The organism is Paraburkholderia sp. WC7.3g, assembly GCF_050436345.1.
Lineage (GTDB): Bacteria > Pseudomonadota > Gammaproteobacteria > Burkholderiales > Burkholderiaceae > Paraburkholderia > Paraburkholderia podalyriae.
This window is the reverse complement of record NZ_JBNDMA010000002.1, coordinates 1,918,528-1,941,298: the sequence shown is the minus strand read 5'-3', so window position 1 is coordinate 1,941,298 and position 22,771 is coordinate 1,918,528. Positions and strand designations below refer to the sequence as shown.

Sequence of the window (22,771 nt, the reverse complement as noted above, 5' to 3'; positions counted from 1 at the left end):
GTGGTCGCACCTGAGCCGCACATGAAATCGTACGCCCAGCGACTTCGCGATTGTAGCCATTTTTCGGCCCAAACGCAATTCACAGAACGCCGGGCGACGCGCATTTCCACTTGATTTGACAGGAATCTTTCGACCAGATGGCGGCAAATCCGGGATTATGCAAGGTCGCCCGAGCTGTCCGGAAAGGGAGCCGGCCGGGCTACGCCACCCCTTTCTGGCACGATAAACGGCTCGCCCAGCAGGCGTTCGGCATTGATGCCTCGCGATTGCTGAACGAGCCGTCTGAAGCGGCCGCTAGCCTGACAGGTCATGCGCACTACACGAAAGGGTATGGCCGTTCAACGCCCCCTTAAACGCCGTGCACCCCGCTTAACGGCCGCGCGAGCGACCGCGCGCTGTGCCGCCGCCACGATTCGCGCCGCCCTGACCCGCGTTGCCGCCGGCGCGATTGGCGTTGCCGCCACGATTGCCACCTGGCCCGCGATTGCCGCCGCTGTTGCCGGCCGCGCCGGCGCGCTTGCCGCCAGTGCGAGCACGGTTGCCGGTGGGCGAGGGCGCGCGATTGCCGTCGACGTCGCGGTCGCGCTGCCCCCCGGTGCCGCGATTGCCCGCGCCGCCGCCGAAACCGCTGCCGCTCCCCATGCCCGCGCCAAAGCCGCCGCCCGCCGCGCCACGACGGCCCTGTCCGCGCGGCTGCTGCTCGAAGCGGCTGTGCGACATCAGCACCGGCTCGCGGTTGATGAAGCCCATCGACGTCTGCATCGGATCCGGCTGACGACGCTCCGGCGCCGCATTGCGGCTGCCGCGCTCTTCGGCCGGCGCCTTCAGCCCGACCGAGGCCATCAGCGCGCGCACCTCATTGTCCTCGAGCTCTTCCCAGCGGCCGCGCTTCAGACCACGCGGCAGCGAGATCGAGCCGTGGCGTGTGCGGATCAACCGGCTGACCATCAGGCCCGCCGCTTCGAACATACGGCGCACTTCGCGATTCCGCCCTTCGGCGAGAGCGACGTGGTACCAGTGATTAGTGCCTTCGCCGCCGCCGTCGCGGATGCGCAGGAAATTTGCCGGACCGTCTTCGAGTTCGACGCCGTGCAGCAGCTTCTGGCGCATGCCCTCGGCGAGTTCGCCGACGACGCGCACCGCGTATTCGCGCTCTACGCTATAACGCGGGTGCATGAAGCGGTTCGCGAGATCACCCGAGGTGGTCAACATCAGCAGACCTTCGGTGTTGAAGTCGAGACGGCCAACCGCGACCCACTTGGCGGTTTTCATCGGCGGCAGCTTGTCGAACACCGACGGACGGCCTTCGGGGTCCGCGTGGCTGACGATTTCGCCGGTCGGTTTGTGGTACAGCAGCACGCGCGGCGGCTTGCCGGCGAGCTTGCGTTTGACCGGCTTGCCGTTGATGCGGACCTGGTCGGTCGGCATGATGCGCTGGCCGATGTGCGCCGGTTCGCCGTTCACCGACACGCGGCCGGCGATGATCAGCTCTTCCATGTCGCGGCGCGAGCCCATGCCCGCCTCGGCGAGCACCTTGTGCAGCTTCGGCGCGTCGTCGTCGGGCGACAGCACGCGCTTCGGGCCCGCTGCCTTGCCACGGCGCAGCATCGGCGCGCGCACGCCGCCAGTCGCGCTGTTGTCGGCATCGAACGCGGGCGACGTCACGTACGAGAACAGATCGTCCTGAGTTGGCTCAGCGGCCGCGGCCGCAACGGCGCCGCGACGGTTCTGGCGCTGGCCCTCGCGTTGGCCTTCACGCTGGCCTTCGCGCGACTGACCTTCACGCTGGCCTTCACGTGACGCACCTTCACGCTTTGCACCGCTGGCATTACGACGCCCGCCCTGCTTCGCGCCCGCGTCCTTGCGCGGCGTGCGCACCTGCGCAACGATCTCGCCGTCCGGCGGTGTTTCGGCGGCGACCGGCGCGCCTTGCGCGGGTGCACCCTCGGCTGCCTTCGTCTTCGCGCCGGCGCGGCGTCGTGCGATCAGGCTGCGCGGCCCGCGACGCAGACCGCGGCGCGGACGCTCTTCGCCGTCTGCTTCCGCGCCGTGAGCCGGGCGCTCGCCCTCGCCTGCCGACGCTTGCGTAGTGCGTTCGTCGGTCCGCGCCGACGGCTCGGGGCGCTCGGATTCGGACGAATCGGTGTCGTGGGTATGTGTCAAAACAACCTCAAAATGTCAGATCGCACGCGCCCGTTGCGGGCGCGGCAAGAAAAGTTCGGTTACGTCAGGCGCTGCGCGACTCGGTTTCGTCGTCGGTCAGAAAACCTGCGTCCTGCGCGGCATCGCGTCGATCCTCGGGATCGTCGTGCGCCGCCTCGACCGGGTTCGGCTCGGCGGCGTGCTCCGTATTGCGAGATACGCCCGAGTCGTGCGCGGGTGTTGCCGGATCGGTCTGTGCGGCCGGATCGTGATGCTGTGCTGAGCCGGTGACGCTGGACTGCGCTGCCGTGGATGCCGCTTCGGCCTGTTGTTGCGTGTCGTGCGGCGCGCCCGACCCGTCTGACACATTCGACGCATTCGCCGTGCCGGCCTGCCCGGCCGCTTCCGCGTGGCGCTCCGGCTCGAACGTCGACTCGGCTACCGTCTCGTTCGGCTCTGCTTCGAATTCCGACGCGGCGTGCTGCACCGCTTCCGGTGAAGCTGGCTCGGCAGCCTCACCCGCCGCGTCCTGCCCAACTTCCTGCCCCGCCTGCTGCACGTTTTGCGCGTCGCCCTCGGCAAACTCGATCGCGTGCTGACCCAGCAGGTCCGCGTTCAGCTGCGCGGACGGATCGGCAAGCGGCGGCAGCTCGTCGAGCGCAGTCAGGCCGAGGTCGTCGAGAAACTGGCGCGTAGTCGCATACAGCGCCGGACGCCCAGGCACGTCGCGATGACCGATCACCTCGATCCAGCCGCGATCCTCGAGCTGCTTGACGATCTGCGTATTCACCGTCACACCGCGAATTTCTTCGATATCGCCTCGTGTCACCGGTTGCCGGTAGGCAATGATCGCGAGCGTTTCGAGCACCGCGCGAGAGTATTTCGGCGGTTTTTCCGGATGCAGCCGATCCAGATACGAACGCATCGCGGGCTTGCTTTGAAACCGCCAGCCCGACGCCAGCCCGACCAGCTCCACACCGCGCCCAGACCAGTCCCGCCTCAGGTCTTCGAGCAAGGTCCGAACAGTGTCTGCCGACACGCCGTCGGCAAAGAGCTTGCGCAGTTCGCCGAGCTTTAACGGCTCCTGCGCGCAGATCAAGGCAGTCTCGAGGACGATCTTCGCCTCTTGGGTATTCATGCAGCTAGGTCAGACCCTGTGGTCAAAGAACCGGATCAAACAGACGATGTGGAACTGAAGACGCGCTCGCCCGATTCTGATCGGTCATATTGATGGGAGCACGCACCGGGGGGCGGCGAACAGACTTATTTATCGAGCCAGACCCAGCCGGACGGAGCGGCGATATTCCTGAAAAGGAATCGCGTGACTGAGCGCCATATTACGCAAAAACGATCGGGGCGTAAAGCCGCGATCCCCCGCGCATCGTCTGCCGCGGCGTCGACGGGTGTGCCCGCGCCCGCCCGGGCCGAATCGCCAGAAAGAAGATTTCCAACGATTCGCGGCTTTTTGCCCCTCGAGGCGCGTAACGCGCACTGCGGCCGGTACGTCAGACCGTGTATTCAGGCGCCGGCTTGGCGCGCCAGAAAGCGCGTCAAGCGCTCGACGCCGGCATCGAGTCGCGCCGAATCGCACGCATAGCACCAGCGCACGAACCCCTCGCCTTGCGGCCCGAACGCGCTGCCCGGCGCCACGCCGAGCCCGACCTCGCGCACCATCGCCTTGCACAAATCGAGACTGCGCGTCGAGTCCGGCATCGAGAAGAACAGATACATCGCCCCCAGCGGAGCCTTCACATCGACACCGGGCACCGCCGACAGCGCGCACACCAGATGATCGCGCGACGTCCTCAGGTCGCGCACCAGCTCCTGCGTAAAACGCTCGCCCTGCTCCAGCGCCGCCATGCCCGCCTGCTGCACGAACGACGGCGCGCACGACGTGTTGTACTCGACCAGCTTTGCGAGGTCATCCATCAACGCGGTCGGCGCGACGATCCAGCCGAGCCGCCACCCGGTCATCAGCCAGGCTTTCGAAAACGAATTCACGCAGATCACGCGTTCGTCGCGCGTCGCGAGGTCGAGAAACGACGGCGCAGTCTGCGCGCTGGCCGCCCCGGCGGCCCCATCGTCGGGATAGTAGAGCCGCTCGTAGACCTCATCCGCGACGATCCAGATGCCGTGACGCCGGCAGTGTTCCAGCACGGTACGCTGGTCGTCGCGATCCATCACCCAGCCGGTCGGATTGTTGGGCGAGTTGATCATCAGCATCCTGGTGTCGGGTGTCAGCGCAGCCAGCAATTTCCCGACGTCGAGCTGCCAGCCGCGTTCGCCGTAGCCAAGCGCGACCGTTTCGACGTGCGCGCCAAGAATCTTCGGAATCTCGACCAGATTAGGCCATAGCGGCGTCACCGCGACGACCCGGTCGCCGGCGTCGACCACCAGCTGCGCGGCGAGCATCAGCGCGTTGACGCCCGCGCTAGTTACCGCGATGTGCTCCGGCGACGTCGCGCCGTGCAACTCGCTGACGTAGCCGGCGAGTGCCGCGCGCAACGGCGCGATGCCGAGATTGTGCGTGTAAAACGTCGCGCCGGCGGCGAGCGCGGCGCTCGCGGCGTCGCGGATGAATGCGGGTGTCACGCGGTCGGACTCGCCGAACCAGAACGGCAGCACGTCTTCGACACCGAAACCGGCGTTCGCGACTTCACGGATTTGCGATGGACGCAGCGCGCGCACGGCATCGCGCGCATTCGGGATGGAGGGCACGGGCAGGTCCAATTCGCTCATCGACCTTTTGGGTGGGTGAAGGGTAAGAAGCTCGGGGCGCAACCGCGAAGGCATGCGCGATGAAGCCGGTAGTGTAGCGCGCCGGGCGACAGGACAGCGGTGAAGCGAGCGACGAACGGCGAGCGCGAGGCGGGTCGCGCCTGCCGTCAATCCAACGGACGCACCGGCCGCGCGCGAACCCACCGATCGCGCCCCGTTAACTCAGCTCCTCGGCCCGCCCCGGCAACTGCCGGATCAGATTCCACACCGCCTCGGCCGCGGGCGAAAGCGACCGGTCGCGCCGCCGCACCAGCTCGACGCGCCGTTCCGCGCGCGGCACCAGCGGACGGGCGACCAGCGACGCCCCCGACGGCAGCGGCAGCGCGAGCCACGGCAGCACGCTGATTCCGACGCCCGCCTCGACGAGCCCGAACACGGTCGCCGAATGGCCGAGTTCCTGAACCACGGTGGCGTTCACGCCCTGCGCCTGCATCACAGCGTCGATGAGCGGGCGGCTGCCGGACGCATAATCGAGCATCACGAGCTGCTCACCGTCGAGGTCCTTCCACGTGACCTGCTTGCGCGCGGCGAGCCGGTGATCGTCACGCGACACGATGCAGAACGAGTCGGTCATCAGCGTTTCGCTGAGCAGATCGTCGTCGGAGAACGGGCCGATGATCACGCCGAAGTCCACCTCACCCGACTTCACCTTGCGCACCACGTCGCTTTGCACGTCGTCGCGCAGGCCAAGCGTCACATAAGGAAACTGCTGCACGCACGACGCGACGACACGCGGCATCAGCCGGCACGCGACGGTCGGGCTCGCCGCGACCACCACGCGTCCGCGGCGTTGCTCACCGATTTCGCGGATCTCGCGCAACGCATCGTCCAGATCCGACAGCAGCCGCGACACGCTCGAGACGAGGTTGCCGCCGACGTCAGTCAATTGCACTTCGCGCGTCGTGCGATCGATGAGCTTCAGCCCGATTTCGCTTTCGAGCTCGCGCACGCAGCGACTGACTGCCGACTGCGTCAGGCCGATTTGATCGCCGGCGCGGCTGAAGCTTTGCAGGCGCGCCACCTCGATGAAAACCCTGAGCTGCCGCAGCGTCACATTCATTTACGAACCTCATCAATAGTGCATTTTGATGCGCATTGTACGGCCGATCCCATGCGGCATCGCGCTTCGCAGCCGGTCGCTGCAATGCAGCAAAAAGGCGCGAGCGCACGCCCGATGGGCCTCTCTGCACAGGATTGGTGATTGTCCCGATTTGCGAGATGGGTTTTTTGGATTCTCATACGGCCCTGGTTGGCGCCCGCGTTGGCCCGCCGCCACGGGGCTTTCAGGCAATCGGTATCACATTGGCACAGTTCGTGCGTTATGAGACGCACAGGGCGGGCGCCATGATTTCCGACTGAAAGGCTACCCGTGGCCAGCCCGTCCCCTTTGGCACTCGCCTATCGAGTGTATGAAGAGTGCGCGGCGCGGGGCAGCGCACCGGAGTTAGCTTCGCTGAGGTGAAACATGATGCTGTTCGACGATTTGAAAGACAACGAGTGGGCGCTGGTCGAGGCTTTGTTCTGTGCCGAGCCGGCGCGCAGCGAACGGCGCGGTCGGCCACGCGTGGAAGCTCGGGCGGTAGTCAACGCAGTGCTTTGGGTGTTGTCGACGGGCGAGGGCTGGTCCAAGCTGCCGGGCCGCTATCCGTCCCCGCCGACGTGCCGTCGGCGCTTCGACGAGTGGCAGACCGATGGCACGCTCGCTGAAATTGTGAAGCGGCTTGGCACCAGCGGCCGCGAGATTTCGCTGCGCGGCAGGATCGGCGCTACGGCTGCGAAACCGCCGGCACCGCCGAGCCGCGACCGTCTGCGCGGCGCGTTCTGGACCAATCCGGAATCGTGGCGCGCGCCGGCCAAGATGGCCTGACGCGAAATTACGTTGTCACCGGGCGCCTACGGCGCCCGGTTTTTTATCGATGCGATTCATTCGCAATTTTGTGCATGCTCGCGCCCGGCCAGCGTTTGACGGTCGCCGCGAGACGCTGCCCCTTCTCTGTCCAGCGCGCCCGTTTCGGCGCTCTTCCTTGCGCATGACCGCCACAGCGGTCGGTCCCGCTGCCTCAGACTCCCAAACCGCCCGATAGCTCCGGGTGAAACAACCATTTACTATTAATTACAGCGCGCTTTCGTCCCCCGACATACCTTAATACTTATGCAAACAGGCCTTGAGTCGACGGGCTTGAGGTTGAGGGGGATTTCGGAATGAAACCAATGTCACTGCTGTTGTGCGGCATTGTGATTTCATCGATGGCCGCGCCGGCATTTGCGCAACAACGCCCGCAAGGGTGGAACTGGCGCCCGGACCGTCAAGCCACGCTGGAGGCGTGGCAGCAAAGCGAAGCGCACAATCGCGACTTCACGCCGCCGACGCCGCGTGGCGACCTGCGCGGCGACATCGCCAGCAATGTGCGCGCACGGCCCGATGCGACGCGCGAGGTTCAGCGGCGGCGTTGAGGTCGTGGGTTGTCGCTCGAATGGCATGTCGTGCGAGGCGGTGTTCGGTCTGTCGCATTGAGCATGCACGATCGGGGAACCACCGGACCCGACACCGGTCTGACTCAACGCCATTAGCACAGCGTGGCAGTAGTAATTCCGGTATGCCCGTATCTTCGTGATACGGGCCTTTTTTTTCGTCCAAGGCGTTGATGCGTGGAAGGCGCGCAACGACATCGGCCGGCGTGCGAATCGCGTCGACGTTTCGTCAATGAGGAAGCCGAGATTCGCCCCGGACGCGCACAGCGACCGTCAGCGGAACAGACGGCCCGCCGAGGGCGGTGACAGGCCCGAGCGGACAGTGATTCAGATAAGCGATGAACCTTGAGCTAAGACCTGACTTCAGCTGTCGCGGCGGACCGCGGTTCGGCCGCGCCGAGAACATAATCGTTCATGCGTTGCGCTGTCCATGTGAGCAGACGCTCGTCGTGCTCGAGCCGCGCGAACTCTGCTTTGCCGCGCTCGGTGAGTACGGCGATGTCGACGGGGGCATGAAAGCCAGGCGCCGGTGCGACGGTTCGCTGCCGAACGGTGTCCATCAGCCCCAGCGCGCGAAGATATTGGAAGACACTTGGCCTTCTGGCCCAGGGAACCTGACGATATTGCGCTCGCCGCAGCGCTTCAAGTACCGCTTCGTTGGAATACGTGATCATCTCACTTCTTTCTTAAAGTGCAGCTATGACACATTCGTGCCCACGCGTCACTGCGCCACCGGCGACGCGTGTAGCACCCGCCCCTGGTCAGAAACTCGCCGCCCGTCGGACAGCGGATTTCTGCCAGGAGCTGCCTGGTCTGGATTTCGGAACCCCCGTCAGAACGGCATGTTAGCGTTCTCTCCATGAACCGGCGATGCGACCGCCGCGGCGCGATGGCAAGCCCGTGGATTTGTCCCGAAAGACATACGTTACCCCATTTAAATTGATTCTATTCACTTTATTAGCGCTTTTTTTTGCAGCAATCGTGCTATGGAAACGTGCCCGCCGTCCGCTCATCGTCTGCATGATCGCGCTGTTCTGGCTGCTCGCGGCCGGCTGGCTGAGCGCGCCACTGCTCGACCTCGCGCAGCCGCAACGACAGAGCGCCGCGTCCGCTACTTTCGCGCCACGCACCGCGATCATCCTGCTCGGCGGCGGCACGATCTACGACGACGACCACGTGCTGGTGCCACCGCGCGACGTGCTTTCGCGCATCGAGCTCAGCGCGCGGAACTATGCGGCCTGCAAGCGCACGGCGAGCACGTGCCGGGTTATCGTCAGCGGCGGCAATCCACAGCGACATAGCGCGACGGAAGCCGACACCTACCTGCCCTATCTGCTGCGCCTGCAGGTGGCGCGCTCGGACATCGTGCTCGAGAAAAACAGCCGCACGACCTACGAGAACGCGCGCAACGTGTCGGCCATTGTGGGCCAATCACATTACGACACGTTGATACTCGTCACGTCCGCGTATCACATGCCGCGTGCGCTGCTCGACTTTCAGTGCTTCGGCATCGAGCCGCAGCCGCAGATTTCCAGCGCGCGGCGCGTGCGGCTCGGCGTGCTGCCGCGCTTCGATAACCTCGTGGCCGCTGAGATCGCGCTGCATGAACTGGCCGGCCTCGCGCAATTTCACCTGTATCGCGCGATCGGATGGTTCTGACAAACGACGTAGGCCGATCCATGCTCCGCGCGTTGAGGACGTCGCGATTTATCTAACCGCGCGGATTGATACAAAACGTAACAAATGTTGCGCGGTTACAAAGCCATCGGCTGGAGCAGAATTTGCTCGATAGAATGCATTGTCTCTCCCACTGGACAGGCAATACTCGGGTCCACCACCACTCTACGGAGGTAACGATGAAGAAAGTGTCCCTGGCGATCCTGGTTTCCCTGTGTGCCGCAGCCGGCGCGGCCTACGCCCAGGACAACGGCATCACGACGAGCACCGATCCGGCTAAGGCCGCGGACATCGAACAGCGTGCGCAAGATTTGCAAAGCCGCGAGCAATCGATGGGAAGCGCCCCCGCCGCGCCGGCCAAGCATCACAAGATGGCTCCCCATCATCACAAGAAGGGTGCCGACACTTCGGGCACCTGAGCGACTTCGCGGATCTCGCCTCGCGGCCCCGTCGTGAAGGTGAAAAAGCCGAAGCTGGCAGCGCCGGTTTCGGCTTTTTTATTGCGTGATCCGCTCGATGTCGACTGACCAGTTCGAACCCGCACCGACTTGCTAAAGCCGCCTGCGCTCTGCTTTCTGTATGCTACAGTCGCGCACCGACCGGCAAGCCGCCGGCATCCCCTAACCCGTGCGCACCTGGTGCGGAGGACAGCATGAGCAACATCCAGCTTGATATCGAATGGACCGAAGCAGCATCACGCAAGATCGAAAAACTGATGCCGCGTGGTGGTCAGGAAGCGTACCTCGCGTTGCCGCCCGTCGAATGCCTGCCGATGGAAGGCGACGTGCTGTTTCTCGGCCCGGCTGACAAGCAGCAGCCGTTCATCGTCGCGGAGCGCCAGTATCACCATGACGGCGACGCCGACTGGACCATCATCCTGATTCTCGATGTCCCGCAAGCGACCCACTGATCGCTGACGGCGCGCCGGCAACCCGCGGGCCGCCGCACCTCGTCAGCGTGTCCGCGCGCTCCTGGCGCCCGCGCCCGAACTCAGGCGATCTTCGACACCACGCGAATCTCCGCGTGCTCGATCCAGTCCGCGGCGGCCTTCTTATAAGCCTGGATATGCTCGGATTTCGCATGCGCCGCGAGCGCATCCTGGCTTTCCCAACGCTCGACGAACACGAACCGGCGCGGCTCCTGCACGTCGCGGTGCAGGTCGTACTGCAGCACACCTTGTTCGTTGCGCGTCGGTCCGACGATGCCTTCGAGCGCCTCGCGCAACAACTCCTCATGTCCCGGCTTCGCCACCGAAATTGCGACCACCGCGATTTCCGCCATGCCTGATCTCCTGTTTTTGCGAAAATCAGCAGCATACCCGCGGATCGCTGGACCTGCCGGCGAGCCCGCCGGCCAGCATCGCGACGCACGAATCCCGCCTGCGCCCGCCATGCCGCATCGGCGCCTGGAGTTTGGCGGGCGACCGCTGGGCGCCCTGCTACGCTCGGCTTGGTACGGCGACTCATTGCGATTGAGAATCGGTTTCGCGCGTGGCAAGCGCGCGAAACGCTCCGGCGCATTTCCGCAACGCGTTGCCGCACGGTTGCAGCGAGCCGGTTTGCGGACCATTGTGTTTGTGATAACCCGCACATTGTGGCGCGCTGCAAACTGCTAGACTGATTTTGACCGATTCGCCGGAGTCCAGCGTGGCGGGTACCGCCCTCCGTGTTCGCGGGACGCATTCGTTGCGTCCCCTCGACACTTCGGGTGTGCGAGCGCTGCGCGCCGAATGGGTGTGCGTGCCCCTTCACCCCCTTGCCGCAAGAATCCCATGTCAGCTCTCATGCCCGCTTCCATACCATCCGTCAGCGAATTGACCGTGAGCGGCCTGCTCCCGCACCTGGTCCGCGGCGAATCGGGCTGGACCGCGACCTGGCGCGCGTTGACGTTGCACAGCGCGTTCCAGCCGGTGCTGTCGGTCACGCATCAGTGCGTAGTCGGCTACGAGGGGCTGTTGCGCGCGTTCGATCCGGTCGGCCTGCCCGTGTCGCCCGAAGTGCTGTTCTCCGGCACGCGCTCGGCCGCCGAAGCGCGCGAGCTCGACCGCATCGCCCGTTGCCTGCATGTCGCGAATTTCATGGAGCAAGGCATCAGCACCGGGTGGCTGTTTCTCAACACGCGCCCGCAAGTGTTCGAAACCGGCTGGCCGCAGCGTGCGTTCATCGACGAACTGTCCGCGCATTTCGGGCTGCCGCAGGAGCGCATCGTGATCGAAGTGCTCGAGCAGCCCGCCGACGATGAATCCGCCGTCGCGAGCATGCTCGCCGCGTCACAGCCGCGCGACTTCCTGATCGCGATCGACGACTTCGGCACCGGCTTCTCGAACTTCGACCGCGTGTGGCGCTTCCGCCCCGACATCGTCAAGCTCGACCGCTCGCTCGTCGCGCGCGCGAGCAAGCGCGAGGGCGACGAATCGATGATCGGCCATCTGATCGCGATGCTGCATCAGTCGGGCACGCTCGTGCTCGCCGAAGGCGTCGAAACCGATGAAGAGCTGATGATGCTGATGGAGGCCGACGTCGATTTCGTGCAGGGCTTCTGGTTCGGTCAGCCGGAGAGCAGCGTGCAAGCCGCCTGCACGAATGTGCCGGGCCTCGTCGGGTCGATCTGGGACAAGTTCGCCGACTACCAGCGCGCGCACGCCGGCCACCAGCGGCTCGGTTTGGAGGGCTTCGCTGAAGCGGTGCTCGCCGCCGCCGACATCTGCAAGGCGACCGGCGACCTCGAACAGGCTGCGCAAAAGGTCTGGCACCTGCCCGAAGCGCGCCGCGTGTTTCTGACGGACGATCAGGGCGAGCAGACCCAGCCCTCGGTGACGGCGGCAACCGTGCCCCCTCCACCGAAGCGGCTCGCGCCGCTCTATACGGAGACGCGCAGCAACTGGTCGCGTCGTGCGTATTTCCGGCACGCGCTCGCGGCGCCGGGCCGCGTCGCGATGATGGGACCGCACTACTCGCTCGCCGATGGCCAGGACTGCTACACCGCCGCGATCGCGTTCGAGCGCGACGGCACGCACGTGTTGTGCGTCGACTTCGTGCCGGAGGCCTCGCCGCCGGATGCGCGCACCGGCAGACGCGGCGCCAAGCGATAGCGGCCCGCGCCGCTAGTCGTGCACGCGGCCGCGCCCCGACTTGACTTCGCCGCGCTTCGCCTTGCTGTCGAGCCGCCGCAGGTTCGACGCGCGTGTCGGCCGCGTCGCGACCCGCGGCTTGCGGGTCACGCTGACGCTTTCGATCAGCTCATCGAGCCGCGCGAGCGCCGCCGCTCGGTTCATCTCCTGGGTCCGATGCTCCTGCGCCTTGATGATCACGACGCCGTCGCGCGTGAGCCGGTGGTCGGACAGCGCGAGCAGACGCATCTTCAGCACTTCCGGCAGCGACGAAGCGCGCACGTCGAAACGCAGATGAATCGCGCTCGACACCTTGTTGACGTTCTGACCACCCGCCCCCTGCGCACGCACTGCAGTCAATTCGATTTCGTTGAGCGGGATCGGGTAGCGGGATGTCATGGGTGGAAGGCGAGGAAGATGCGTCAGTGTACAAGCGCTCAGCGCGAGATGCCCGCTGGGTCGGCACGCTGCGCCGCGCCCGGCAACGCTCGGCGCCGCCGCTTCGCGAACGCTACGGGAAAAACCATTTGCGTCGGCGCCACCGGTTCATCGATACTGGCTCTTTCGCTTACGGCGTAAATTCATATGAAAATCCGTCCCGGTTTCGTGCTCGAACTGGCCGTCAACTTTCTGCTGCCGTGGCTTGCCTACCGGCTCGCGTTACCGCGTGTCGGCGAAACCGGCGCGCTGATCGCGTCCGCCGTGCCGCCGGTGGTGTGGAGCGCAATCGAGCTCGCCCGCTTCCGGCGCGTCGATGCGCTCAGCGTCATGGTGGTAGTGGGCATCGTGCTGTCGGTCGCGGCCATGGCGCTCGGCGGCAGTCCGCGCATGCTGCTGTTGCGCGAGTCGCTCGTGTCCGGCGCGGTCGGCGTGGTGTTCCTGCTGTCGCTGCCGATGCGTCGTCCGCTGATCTTCTACCTCGCCCGCGCAACGGTCGCGCGCGAAATGGAAGGCGGCGCCGCGCATTTCGAGGCGCTGTGGCGCGAACGCCCGGGTCTGCCCACCGCGATGCGAAAGATGACGCTCGTGTGGGGCGTCGGCCTGAGCGCCGAAACCGCGCTGCGCGCATGGATGGCGCTGACGTGGCCGATCGAACGCTTCCTCGTCGTATCGCCCTTTATCGGCTACGGCATTTACGCGGGACTCGCGCTGTGGACGCTGTGGTATCGCAAGACGATGCGCAGCCGCGTCGACGCCGTCGAGCGGGCGAGCGGCATCGCCGGTTGAGCGCCGCTCGCGCAACGAGCCTCCACTCCGGCTATGCTGCCCGCTGTCGCGCGATCAACACGACGCATCCGCAATCCGCGCGGCCAGTCCCGAATCACGCTGCGACGGCGTCGCTATCGCCTGCGCGAGCACGGCCCGCGCGCCGATCACCTCGACGCGTTCGCGCGCGCGAGTAATCGCCGTGTATACGAGTTCACGCGACAAGACCCGGCTAAACGCCGACGGCAGCACCAGCACTGCGTGCTCGAATTCCGAACCTTGCGACTTGTGGACCGTCAGCGCGAACGCCGTGTCGTGCGGCGGCAGCGCGGCCGGCGACACCGCGCGCACACCGCCGTCGCCGGTGCGGAAGTAGACGCGCAGCGCGCCGCCCGCGCCCGGCAACGCAATGCCGATGTCGCCGTTGAACAAACCCAGCGCGTAATCGTTGCGCGTGACCATCACCGGACGTCCGGCAAACCACTGCGCGCCGACCGCGAGCGTGACGCCCGCGGCGCGGCGCACCTGAGCCGCCATCGCGGCGTTCACCTGATCGACGCCGCGAGGTCCGAGCCGCGTCGCACACAGGATGCGAAAGCGATTGAGCGCGTCGAAAAGCGGCAATGGATCGGGCGTATCGACGGCGAGCGTCGCGGCAAGCGCGTCGGCGTACGACGCGAAGCCAGCGGCAAGTCTTGCGATGGTTCGCTCGGCCAGCGTCGTGTGCGCGTCCTCGTGCAGCGACGCGGGACAGACTTCGGTCGGGTCGATCCGCAATACGTCGAGCGCCGCGCTCGGTGAGCCGTTGCGAATCGCGACCGACAAACGGCCGATCGGCGACTCGAGGCCGAAACGGTAGTTGCGCTCGAGCCAGACGACGCAGTCCGCGAGCGGGTTGCGTTCGTTTGCCGATCGCACATCGCGATGCGCCCGCTCGCCGGTGGCCGCTGTCGCGCCGCTGTCGAACAGATCGCCTGATGGAGAGGGAGGTGGCTCGAATGTCTGCAGCGCGTCGGACGGCACAAAAAAATCGTCCGACGGCGCTTGTTCGACATCACCCGACGCGCGCGGCAAAGCGCACGCGAGCCGCGCCTCGTCGATGTCGAGCGCCTGCGCGATCCGCCGCAATCCGCTCGCGCTCAGCGCCGGCCGCGCGCTGAGCTCGGCAAACACCGCGCCGGCCTCGACCGCGGCGAGCTGATCCTTGTCGCCGAGCATCACGAGCCGCGTCTGCGGCGCGATCGCGTCGAGCAGACGGGTCGCCATCGCGACGTCGATCATCGACGCCTCGTCGATCACGACCACGTCATACGGCAACGGATTGTCGCGATGATGCCGGAAGCGCCCGCCCGGCCCCGATCCCAGCAAGCGATGCAGCGTGTACGACGTCTGCGGCAAACGCGCGGCGAGTTCGGGCGGCAGATCGCCCGCGCGCGCAAGCAACGCTTCCTGCATCCGTTGCGCCGCCTTGCCGGTCGGTGCCGCGAGCGCGATGCGCAGATCGGCGCGCGCATCGAGCAGGCACGCGAGCACGCCGACCACGGTCGTGGTCTTGCCGGTGCCCGGCCCGCCGCTCACGATCGTGAGCCGCCCCGACAGTGCCATCACGGCCGCGACGCGTTGCCAGTCGACGTCGTCGTCTCCCGGCGGCCCGAAGTAGCGCAGCAGGCGTTCGCGCAAAGCGGCGGGGGCGGTGTCGACGTCGGCCTTCGCGGTGCTCGCCTCACCCGTCGCATGCGCGACCAGTGCATGCGCCAGACGCCGCTCGTAGTCGTAGTAGCGCGCGAGGTAGAGACGCCCCTGCGCGTCGATCACGAGCGGCCTCAATGCCGCCGCGGCCACCGCGGCCGCCGCGCCCGCCGCGTTTGCCGCGCCGTCGCTTGCCATGCCGCTCGCGAAGAGCGCCGCGCGCACTTCGGCGCTCGACGCATCGAAGCGGCGCGCGAGCGTCGCGAGCGGCACGCACACGTGCCCTTCGGCGGTCGCGCGACTCGCCGCGAACGCGGCCCGCGCGGCCCACTTCACCACCTCGGTCGATGCGCCACCGCGCCGCGCGAGCATGCCGATGCGGCGCGCGAACCCTTCAGCGAGCGCGATGCTGAAATCGGCCGGCGCGGGCAGATTGACGCCGAGGTCTTCAAGCGCGAGCGACGTGGTCGCGCGCTGATCCAGCGTGCCGGGCGTGCTCATGCGCCACCTCCGATCATCGCCGCGTCGAGCAGCGCCACGAGTTCGAACGGCGCGCGCCGCCTATGCACGCCCGCGGCAGCGTCGGCATCGCGCCAGTCAGGCCGCACGCCTCGCACGAACAGATACAGATAGCCGCCGATATGCGTGTCGTACGCATAGTCGCGCACGCGCGTCTTCAGGTAGCGATGCAGCGCGACGGTATAAAGCAGCGCCTGCAGATGATACGCGTGACTCGCCATCGCCGCTTCGAGCGGCGCGGCCGCGTAGTCGGCGGCAGTGTCGCCGAGATGGTTCGATTTCCAGTCGACGATCCAGAAGCGGCCGTCGTGCTCGACGATCATGTCGATAAATCCTTTGACGAACCCGCGCAGCATGCCAGGCTCCAGCGCGACGTCGGGGTAGCCGGATTCGCTCAGCAGCTCGCGCAACGCCGGAAAATCGAGCGACGGCGCCGCGAACAGAAACTCGAACTCGTTCAGGCGCCGACGCGGATCGAGCCGCGCGAGGGTCATGCCCGGCACGAGTTCGGTTGAGACGACGTCGGCGATCAGCCGATGCATCATTGCGGGCAAACGCGCGGCGAGTTCTGGCGCGGCCGGAGCCGGACGCTCGCGCAGCGCGCCGCGGATCGCCTCGGGCCACGTGCGCGCGTCGGTGAAATCGGCGAGTTCGAACATCCGATGCAGGCAATCGCCGGCCGCCGCGCCGCGCGGAAACGCGAGGATGTCGTCGTCGGCATGCGCGTGGAGGTTCGCCACGCCCGGCGGCGCGAGCGGCGGCGCGGACTCGAGCGCATCGGCGATTTCATCGTGATCGGGGCGCACATCGTCCTGCGGCGTGTGCGCGTGCGCCTCCCCGCTCCTGCCGCCGGCCGCGATCAGGCCGCTGAAACTCGCGATGCGCCACTGATCGCGCAATAGCCGCCGATTCGTGCGCGCGTACAGATGCGCGCCCTGATCCCGCAGACTTTCCAGCGGCACGCGGCGCGTCACTTGGGGCAGCGCCCGCAACGTAACCGGTCCACCCGCGAGCGCCTGCCAGCTCGCCGCGAGCGCGGCTTCGTCGGGCGGCTCGGCGAGCCATGTGTCGAACCGGTGGCCGCTGCCGCCGACGAGCCAGTTCAGCACGCTGCGACGCGACTCCTTCGTCGAGCGTGACGACAGATACGTGCCCGCGACCAGGTAGCAGCGATACACCGCGCGCGTGAGCGCCACATAGACGAGCCGCGCGCGTTCCGCGGCCTGCTCGCGCACCGCGTAACGCGACGCGCGCTCGGCTTGCTCTTCATCGCAACCGTAGTGCAGCACCGCGTCGCCGCTGTCATCGTGATACTCGCGCGCGTCGGGCAAGCCCGACGATGGCGGCTCGCGCAAGCCGCCATCGTTCAGAAACGGACAGAACACGACTGCGTATTCGAGTCCCTTCGATTTATGGACGGTGACGATCTGCACGAGATTGCGATCCGACTCGAGCCGCAGTTGCGCTTCTTCACCGCCGCCCTGCTCGCGCTGCGCGGCGAGCCAGCGCAAGGTCGGCGCGATGCCGGGCTGGGTGGCCGCGCGCGCCTGCACGAGTTCGGCGAGATGATCGACGTTGGTCAGCCGACGCTCGCCGTCGACACCCGCGACGAGCCGCTGCGCGAGGCGCAGCTCGCGCATCAGCGTGCGCCACATCACCGCGAAGCCGCGTTCGTGCCACAGCATCCGGTAGCGCGAAAAACGCTCGACCCAGCCCATCGCGTCGGCGGGATCGAGCGCTGGCGTCGATTCATCGACGGCCACAGGCGCATCGGCGACCTGCGTGAGACGCCACAGCGCGGCGGCGTCGAGCCCAAGCCAGTCGGTCGCGAGCGCGGCGCGCAGGCGGCGCAGATCGCCGGGCGTGTCGATGGCGGCCAGCACGCGCTCGATCTGCTCGGCGTCGAGCGTCGCGAACACCGACGCCTGCGCAAGCTCCACGCTGCCTACGCCCCACGCCGCGAGCACGCGTTTGACGAGGCTACCCTGCTTGTGCGTCTGCACGAGCACGGCGATATCGCCCGGTGCGAGCGGCTTGTCGCCGATCGTCACCACGCCTTCACGCGCGCCACGCAACAACCGCACGATCTCGGCCGCGCACGCTTCGCTCGCCGCGCGCTGCGCGTCGCGTTTGCTCAGCGTGGCCTCGCCTTGCGGCAACGTCCAGATGCGGAAATCGCCGCCGCTCGCGTCGGGATCGGCAAACGGCGCGCGGCGCCGCTCGCCGGCACGCACCGGCTGATAGTCGAGCCCGTCGAGCACGAACGCCTGGCGGTTCGCCTCGAAGATCCGGTTGCATGCGTCGACGATCGGCGCGGTCGAGCGCTGGTTGACCGCGAGCGTATAGCGCGCGGAGGCCGACTCGCGCGCCGCGAGATACGTGTGCAGATCCGCCGCGCGGAAACTGTAGATCGCCTGCTTCGGATCGCCGACGAGAAACAGCGGGCCGGCCGGCGCGAAGATGCGGCTGAAGATCGCGAATTGCAGCGGATCGGTGTCCTGGAACTCGTCGATCAGCGCGGCCGGATAGCGGCTGCGCAACGCATCGGCGAGCCAGGCATGCGCGGCCAGCGCGCGATACAGATTCGCGAGCAGATCGTCGAACGACACGACGCGGCGCGTGCGCTTGCGCGCCACCAACTCGGCCGGTGCGTAGTCGAGCCATGTCTGCACGAGCGCGAGCCAGCGCGCGCGCTGCGCGGCCTCGGCGGCGACCATGGCCGCAGCCAGCGCTTCGGCATGTTCGAAGAACGGATGCACGGGCGGGTCGAACTTGACCCTGGTCGCCTTCTTCAATGCGGAGGCCGTCAGCTTCAGCGCGGCGCGCGGCGGCGGCGCATGGCAGTCGCCGTGCGCGAAGTAGTCGGTCCACGCGGCGATCGCCGCGCTCACGTGATCGGGCTTGTGCGAGGTCTTGCTCAGCCGCTCCTGTGCCTCGGCCAGTAGCGCGACGATCGCGTCGCGTTCGGCCCGCCAGATCGCGCACACGACATCGAAGCCGGCCTGCGGATCGGCGCTTGCGCCGTCCGCGTCGACGCCGCCCCAGCGCAATTGCGCGAGCGGTTTTTTCAGGCGTCGCGCCAATTGCTCGTCGAGCGATGCGGGACCGGCCCGCCTCGCCACCAGCCACGCGGCGAACGCCGGATGCGCATGCGCGACCGGCTCGACCTGCTCGCGCCAGAAATCGGCGGCGAGTTCGAAACGCAGTGCCGCGTCGTCGGCTTCCATCTCGAACGCAAACGGCATCGCGGCGGCGAACGGCGCTTCCTGCAACGCGCGCTGACAGAATGCGTGGATTGTGTGAATCGCGGCCTGATCGAACGTGCGCAGCGCGCGGCGCACGACTTTCAACGCGGCTTCGCGCTCGATGCCGTTCTCGGGCGCGAGCGTCGTTTCGAATAGCCGGCGGATGAACGGATCGTTGCCGTCGTCGTCCATCTCGATCGCGCGATGCAGTTCCGCGAGACGGCCGCGAATGCGCTCATGCAGCTCCGCGGTCGCGGCCTTCGTGAACGTAACGACGAGAATCTGATCCGCGTTCAGGTTCTTTTCGAGCAGCAGCCGCACGTACAGCGCGCAGATGTTCCACGTCTTGCCGGTGCCCGCCGACGCTTCGATCTGGTTCACACCGCCGAGCGGGCATGCGAACACGTCGAGTTCGTCGGCGACCAGACTTTGATGGCGCAGCGCGTCGCTCATGAGGCGCTCCGCAAATGCTGGATCAGTGGCTTGAAGACGATCGCGGCGAGGCTGCCGAACGGTTCGTCGAGCGTAAGCGGTGTGCCGCGCAGCGCGATGCGCAACGCGGGGTCGTCCGATTCGCCGCGCACGCGGTCGTTGATCCACACGCCCTGCGCCGCCGATTCGCTTTCGCTGACCCTCGCCCATGCGCTTTTCGGGAAGAAACGCAGCGGCAGCCGTCGGCCGGCACTGAAGAGCGCAGCCAACGGCGCGAGTTCGTCGAGCGGAGCCGCGACGGGCGCGAGCTCGAAGCTCTCGCCGCTGCCATGCCATACGGTGCGGCGCGGACCGTCCGGCTGCGCCGCGCAATAGACCAGATGGGCGAGCCACGCGGACAGATAGTCGCGCGCGCTGGCTTTGGCATAACGAAAAATCACTTGTCCCGTTCCGGTCAGCAGGTTCAACGTGCCGCGCAATTGCAGCGGCGTTTCGGCGGACTCGCGCAGCAGCGCGTCGTAGTCGCCGAACAGGGTGACGGTGCTATCGATGCCGTCGCCGCCCCGCGGCCAGCGCGGCGCGACGTCGAGCACGAACGGCAAACGCTCGACGCCGGCGGCCACTTCGCGTCGCACGCTTTGCGCCAACTGCCGTAGCGCGGACAGTTCGCGCGCGCGCCACACCGCGCCAGTCGCGCCGCCGGGCAACTCGGGGCTCGCCTCGGCGACGCGTTGCACGCGGCTGAACATCGCGTCGTCCGCGGTGTCGGCGTCGAGCATCACCGGCAGCAGGCGTTCGGCGAGCGCGTCGCGGCCCGCGTAGTCGAGATCGAACGGCTCGGTATCGAGCAACTCGCCCTGCGCATCCGACAACGCGATACCGAGCCGGTCGCGCAGCAGCGCGCGCGCCGGATGACGCCAGAAGCGCACGAAGTCGTCGAGGTCGATCTCGTGCGCGTCTTCCGGCGCCAGCGGCTGGTCGAAGAACGGCGCGGCGGCGGCATGGTGGGGTTCGGCGAGCAGCGTGGCCAGCTCGGCGCGATCGGCGTCGTAGGTGAACAGGTCGGGCTGCGCCGAGAAGTAGTCCGACGCGAACGCCTGCAACGGATGCTCGACGATGAACTCGCGCCGCGCGCTGTCGACCTCGGCCGGACTCGCGTCCTTGCCCGCCGACACCTGCGCGAGATGATCGAGCAGTTCGTCGACGAGAGCGGCCGGCGGCAGCGGCGCGTTATCGCGAATGCTGCGTCCGGTGTAGGCGATGAAGAGCCGCTCGCGCGCGGCGAGCAGCAGATCGAGGAACAGATTGCGCTCGTCGTCGCGGCGCTGACGATCGCCGGCCTTGCCGAACACGGCCATCAGATCGAACTCGTCGGCACGCGCGAGCGACGGCAGCACGCCGTCGTCCATGCCGAGCAGGCAGACGACGCGGAACGGCAAACCACGCAAGCTAGTCAGCGAAGAAAACGTCACGCTGCCCCAGGGCACACCGCCGCGCGCGGGGTCGTCGAGCGCTTCGGTAAGCGCGGTGCGCACCACCGACGCCGGCAGCAATACATGCTGCGCGCCGGCCTGCATCGCGGCGCTCATTGCGTCGAGCGCGTCGCGCACGGCCGCGAGCGAATCGGCGAACTCGACGCCGCCGTCGAAGCACTGTCCGAGCGTTTCGAGCAGCAGCTGCGACCAGTCGGCCGGCGTGCGCTCGATCGCGCAGCTCGCCGCGAAGCTCTCGATGTCGTCGACGAAACGCGACAGACGGCCGAGCAATTCGGCGCCCGAACCGTCCGCGCCCTCGACCGGCAGCCACGCATCGACCGGCTCGCCACCGGCCGGCATCGCATAGCCGAGGTAGAGGCGCGTCAGCGCATCGGCGAACGTATGACGCGCGACCGGCACGTGCTCGCCAACCGGTTCGAGCGGCGCCAGCCCACGCCGCGCGCCGGCCGCCGCGAGCCATTCCTGCGCGGCTTCGAGCGAATTCGCATCGATGCCGTAACGCACCGCGACCGCATCGACGCGCAGCCATTCGACCAGATCCGGCGCGCCGACGCTGCGCTCCGGCAGCGCGAGCCAGTCGAGCAGCAGACGCGCGACCGGATTGGCCTGCGACGGCGGCAAGCCGGTGATCCGATACGGAATGCGGCGCGTGTCGCCGGCGGGAGTCGTGCCGAACACCGCGTCGATCAGCGGACCGGCCGCCGCGAGATCGGACACGGCGACCAGCACGTCGGACGGCTGCAGATCGTCGAACTCGTCGAACCAGCCGAGCAGGCGGTCGTGCAGCACTTCGAGCTGCCGCGACAGGCTATGGCAGACATGCACCTCGATACCGCGCTCGATGGGCAACGCGTCGGCATCGGCTTCATCGCGCAGATCGAGGATGCCGTTCTGCACGGCGGCGAGCCAGCTCGGCTCGGGGTTTTCGGTGAAATCGCCAGTCTCGGCGGATGCGGCGCTTTCTGTCAGCTCGTGCAGCATATGCAACTGCGCCTGAGTCTGCCGTCCCCATTCGGCGAGCAGCGGATGACCGACTTCCTGATAGTCGAGCTGCCCCGCCGCGTCGAGTGCCTGCACACGCCCTTCGCTCACGACGTCGAACCAGAACTCGCGGCATGGGTTCATCACATACAGGCGCACGTCGATCCAGCGCGACAGCGCGCGCAGCAACGCAATATGCAGCGGCGGCATGGTCGGCAGCGCGAACACGCTGACCGCCTCGGGCCATTGCGCGTTCGAGATTGCCTCGAGATCGAGCGCGTCGATTTCATCGAGGAACCGGTACGCGGGCGGCAGCGCGGCCGCGGACGTTTGCGCGTGAGCGCCGGCTTGCGCGAGCTCCGCGAGCACCGCACGCCACAGCGCCGCCTGCCAGCGCTCGTCCTCGCGCGCCGCTTCATTCGCGCCGGTGAGACGCGGACCGGTGTCGTCCGCCGCGCCACTCGCGAAGATCGAGCCGCCCTTCTGCCATTGCAGCAGCCATTCGGGGCGATAGGTCAGATAGTGATCGAGCACCGTCGCGACCCGCCGCGCTAGTTCGTAGCGCATCGACGCGTCGGCGGCATCGAGATAGGTGCGCAGACGCGGCGACGCGTGCCACGGTAACGCCCGGTCCGCCTGATCCCCGTTCTCCAGCAGCCGATAGCAGCGCCACACGAGCCGGTCAGGCGCGAACGGCGAATGCTTCGGCACCTCGATCACGCCGCCGATCTGCGCCCACAGCCATTGCGCGAGATAACAAAAGTTAACATTCGCGCAGATACCTTGGCGCGCGGCGATATCGAGCTCGAGCCGCCGGCGCACGGCCGCGCTCGGCACGATCACGGGCCGCGCGGTCCACGGGTCGGACGGTGCTTGCGCGAGGTCGCCGCGCAGCGCGCCGACCAGCGTTTCGTAGCGGTTCGAGTAGAAGAGCTGAAGCATGGATTCCAGATGACATTTGGCACGCGGATGGTCCGCGAGCGATGCGCGCAAGCCACCGCGAACATTGAAGCGACAGCATAACA

The 22,771-nt window shown here is 67.1% G+C and carries 17 protein-coding genes; 7 read left to right on the top strand and 10 right to left on the bottom strand.

Translation table 11 applies throughout. The features are described 5' to 3' along the window. Positions 1-369: 369 nt before the first annotated feature. The 4 genes from rluB to OKW43_RS20385 form a co-directional block, all read right to left on the bottom strand. Positions 370-2,163 carry a 23S rRNA pseudouridine(2605) synthase RluB gene (gene rluB, locus OKW43_RS20400; RefSeq protein ID WP_429449422.1) on the bottom strand — a complete coding sequence of 598 codons (1,794 nt, stop codon included), beginning with the start codon at positions 2,161-2,163 and terminating at the stop codon, positions 370-372. Positions 2,164-2,227: 64 nt separating this feature from the next. Further along, positions 2,228-3,280 carry an SMC-Scp complex subunit ScpB gene (scpB, locus tag OKW43_RS20395; RefSeq protein WP_187632814.1) on the bottom strand — a complete coding sequence of 351 codons (1,053 nt, stop codon included), beginning with the start codon at positions 3,278-3,280 and terminating at the stop codon, positions 2,228-2,230. A gap of 380 nt (positions 3,281-3,660) precedes the next feature. Further along, the gene (locus tag OKW43_RS20390; protein WP_429449420.1) at positions 3,661-4,881 is read right to left on the bottom strand and encodes a pyridoxal phosphate-dependent aminotransferase; all 1,221 of its coding nucleotides are present in this window, start codon (positions 4,879-4,881) and stop codon (positions 3,661-3,663) included. Positions 4,882-5,077: 196 nt separating this feature from the next. Beyond that, a complete protein-coding gene (locus OKW43_RS20385) occupies positions 5,078-5,980 on the bottom strand; it encodes a LysR substrate-binding domain-containing protein (protein ID WP_429449418.1) in 903 nt (300 codons plus the stop codon). A 405-nt stretch (positions 5,981-6,385) separates the two neighbouring features. Here OKW43_RS20385 and OKW43_RS20380 point away from each other — a divergent pair, with 405 nt between their 5' ends. Together OKW43_RS20380 and OKW43_RS20375 are read left to right on the top strand one after the other, a co-directional pair. Then, entirely contained in the window at positions 6,386-6,787 is a 402-nt protein-coding gene (locus tag OKW43_RS20380; protein ID WP_187632817.1) for a transposase, read from the top strand. Between the two features lie 335 nt (positions 6,788-7,122). Next, the gene (locus tag OKW43_RS20375) at positions 7,123-7,374 is read left to right on the top strand and encodes a hypothetical protein (RefSeq protein ID WP_187632818.1); all 252 of its coding nucleotides are present in this window, start codon (positions 7,123-7,125) and stop codon (positions 7,372-7,374) included. 368 nt (positions 7,375-7,742) lie between these two features. Here OKW43_RS20375 and OKW43_RS20370 read toward each other — a convergent pair whose 3' ends face one another. Then, positions 7,743-8,066, bottom strand: a complete 324-nt coding sequence (locus OKW43_RS20370; protein WP_187632819.1) for a hypothetical protein — start codon at positions 8,064-8,066, stop codon at positions 7,743-7,745. Positions 8,067-8,331: 265 nt separating this feature from the next. Here OKW43_RS20370 and OKW43_RS20365 point away from each other — a divergent pair, with 265 nt between their 5' ends. The 3 genes from OKW43_RS20365 to OKW43_RS20355 all read left to right on the top strand — a co-directional run bounded on the left by OKW43_RS20365 (position 8,332) and on the right by OKW43_RS20355 (position 9,979). Further along, a complete protein-coding gene (locus tag OKW43_RS20365) occupies positions 8,332-9,051 on the top strand; it encodes a YdcF family protein (protein WP_376776308.1) in 720 nt (239 codons plus the stop codon). A 197-nt stretch (positions 9,052-9,248) separates the two neighbouring features. Beyond that, positions 9,249-9,488: a hypothetical protein gene (locus OKW43_RS20360; RefSeq protein WP_187632820.1), complete on the top strand. Its 240-nt coding sequence runs from the start codon at positions 9,249-9,251 to the stop codon at positions 9,486-9,488. Positions 9,489-9,721: 233 nt separating this feature from the next. After that, positions 9,722-9,979: a DNA-binding protein gene (locus OKW43_RS20355; RefSeq protein ID WP_187610404.1), complete on the top strand. Its 258-nt coding sequence runs from the start codon at positions 9,722-9,724 to the stop codon at positions 9,977-9,979. A gap of 80 nt (positions 9,980-10,059) precedes the next feature. On the opposite strand, the gene OKW43_RS20350 is transcribed toward OKW43_RS20355, so the two are convergent. Further along, positions 10,060-10,350 carry a putative quinol monooxygenase gene (locus OKW43_RS20350; protein ID WP_187632821.1) on the bottom strand — a complete coding sequence of 97 codons (291 nt, stop codon included), beginning with the start codon at positions 10,348-10,350 and terminating at the stop codon, positions 10,060-10,062. Between the two features lie 490 nt (positions 10,351-10,840). Between OKW43_RS20350 and OKW43_RS20345 the strand changes: the two genes are divergently transcribed. Continuing rightward, complete coding sequence (locus tag OKW43_RS20345; RefSeq protein WP_429449413.1) at positions 10,841-12,160, top strand: sensor domain-containing phosphodiesterase; 1,320 nt, start codon at positions 10,841-10,843, stop codon at positions 12,158-12,160. A gap of 12 nt (positions 12,161-12,172) precedes the next feature. Here OKW43_RS20345 and arfB read toward each other — a convergent pair whose 3' ends face one another. Further along, a complete protein-coding gene (gene arfB, locus OKW43_RS20340; RefSeq protein WP_429449411.1) occupies positions 12,173-12,577 on the bottom strand; it encodes an alternative ribosome rescue aminoacyl-tRNA hydrolase ArfB in 405 nt (134 codons plus the stop codon). Positions 12,578-12,763: 186 nt separating this feature from the next. Here arfB and OKW43_RS20335 point away from each other — a divergent pair, with 186 nt between their 5' ends. Further along, positions 12,764-13,405, top strand: coding sequence for a VC0807 family protein (locus OKW43_RS20335; protein ID WP_429449409.1), 642 nt, complete (start codon positions 12,764-12,766; stop codon positions 13,403-13,405). Between the two features lie 54 nt (positions 13,406-13,459). Here the strand turns inward: OKW43_RS20335 and OKW43_RS20330 are convergent, their stop codons facing one another. From OKW43_RS20330 to recC, 3 genes are read right to left on the bottom strand one after another with little or no spacing between them, the layout of a single operon-like run. Then, positions 13,460-15,574: an AAA family ATPase gene (locus OKW43_RS20330; RefSeq protein WP_429449407.1), complete on the bottom strand. Its 2,115-nt coding sequence runs from the start codon at positions 15,572-15,574 to the stop codon at positions 13,460-13,462. Continuing rightward, positions 15,571-19,290, bottom strand: a complete 3,720-nt coding sequence (gene recB / locus OKW43_RS20325) for an exodeoxyribonuclease V subunit beta (protein WP_429449405.1) — start codon at positions 19,288-19,290, stop codon at positions 15,571-15,573. Before recB ends, OKW43_RS20330 begins: the two co-directional genes overlap by 4 nt. Further along, on the bottom strand, positions 19,287-22,688 hold the full coding sequence (recC, locus tag OKW43_RS20320; RefSeq protein WP_429449403.1) for an exodeoxyribonuclease V subunit gamma: 3,402 nt from the start codon (positions 22,686-22,688) through the stop codon (positions 19,287-19,289). The genes recB and recC overlap by 4 nt, the downstream gene beginning before the upstream one ends. Between the last annotated feature and the right edge of the window lie 83 nt (positions 22,689-22,771).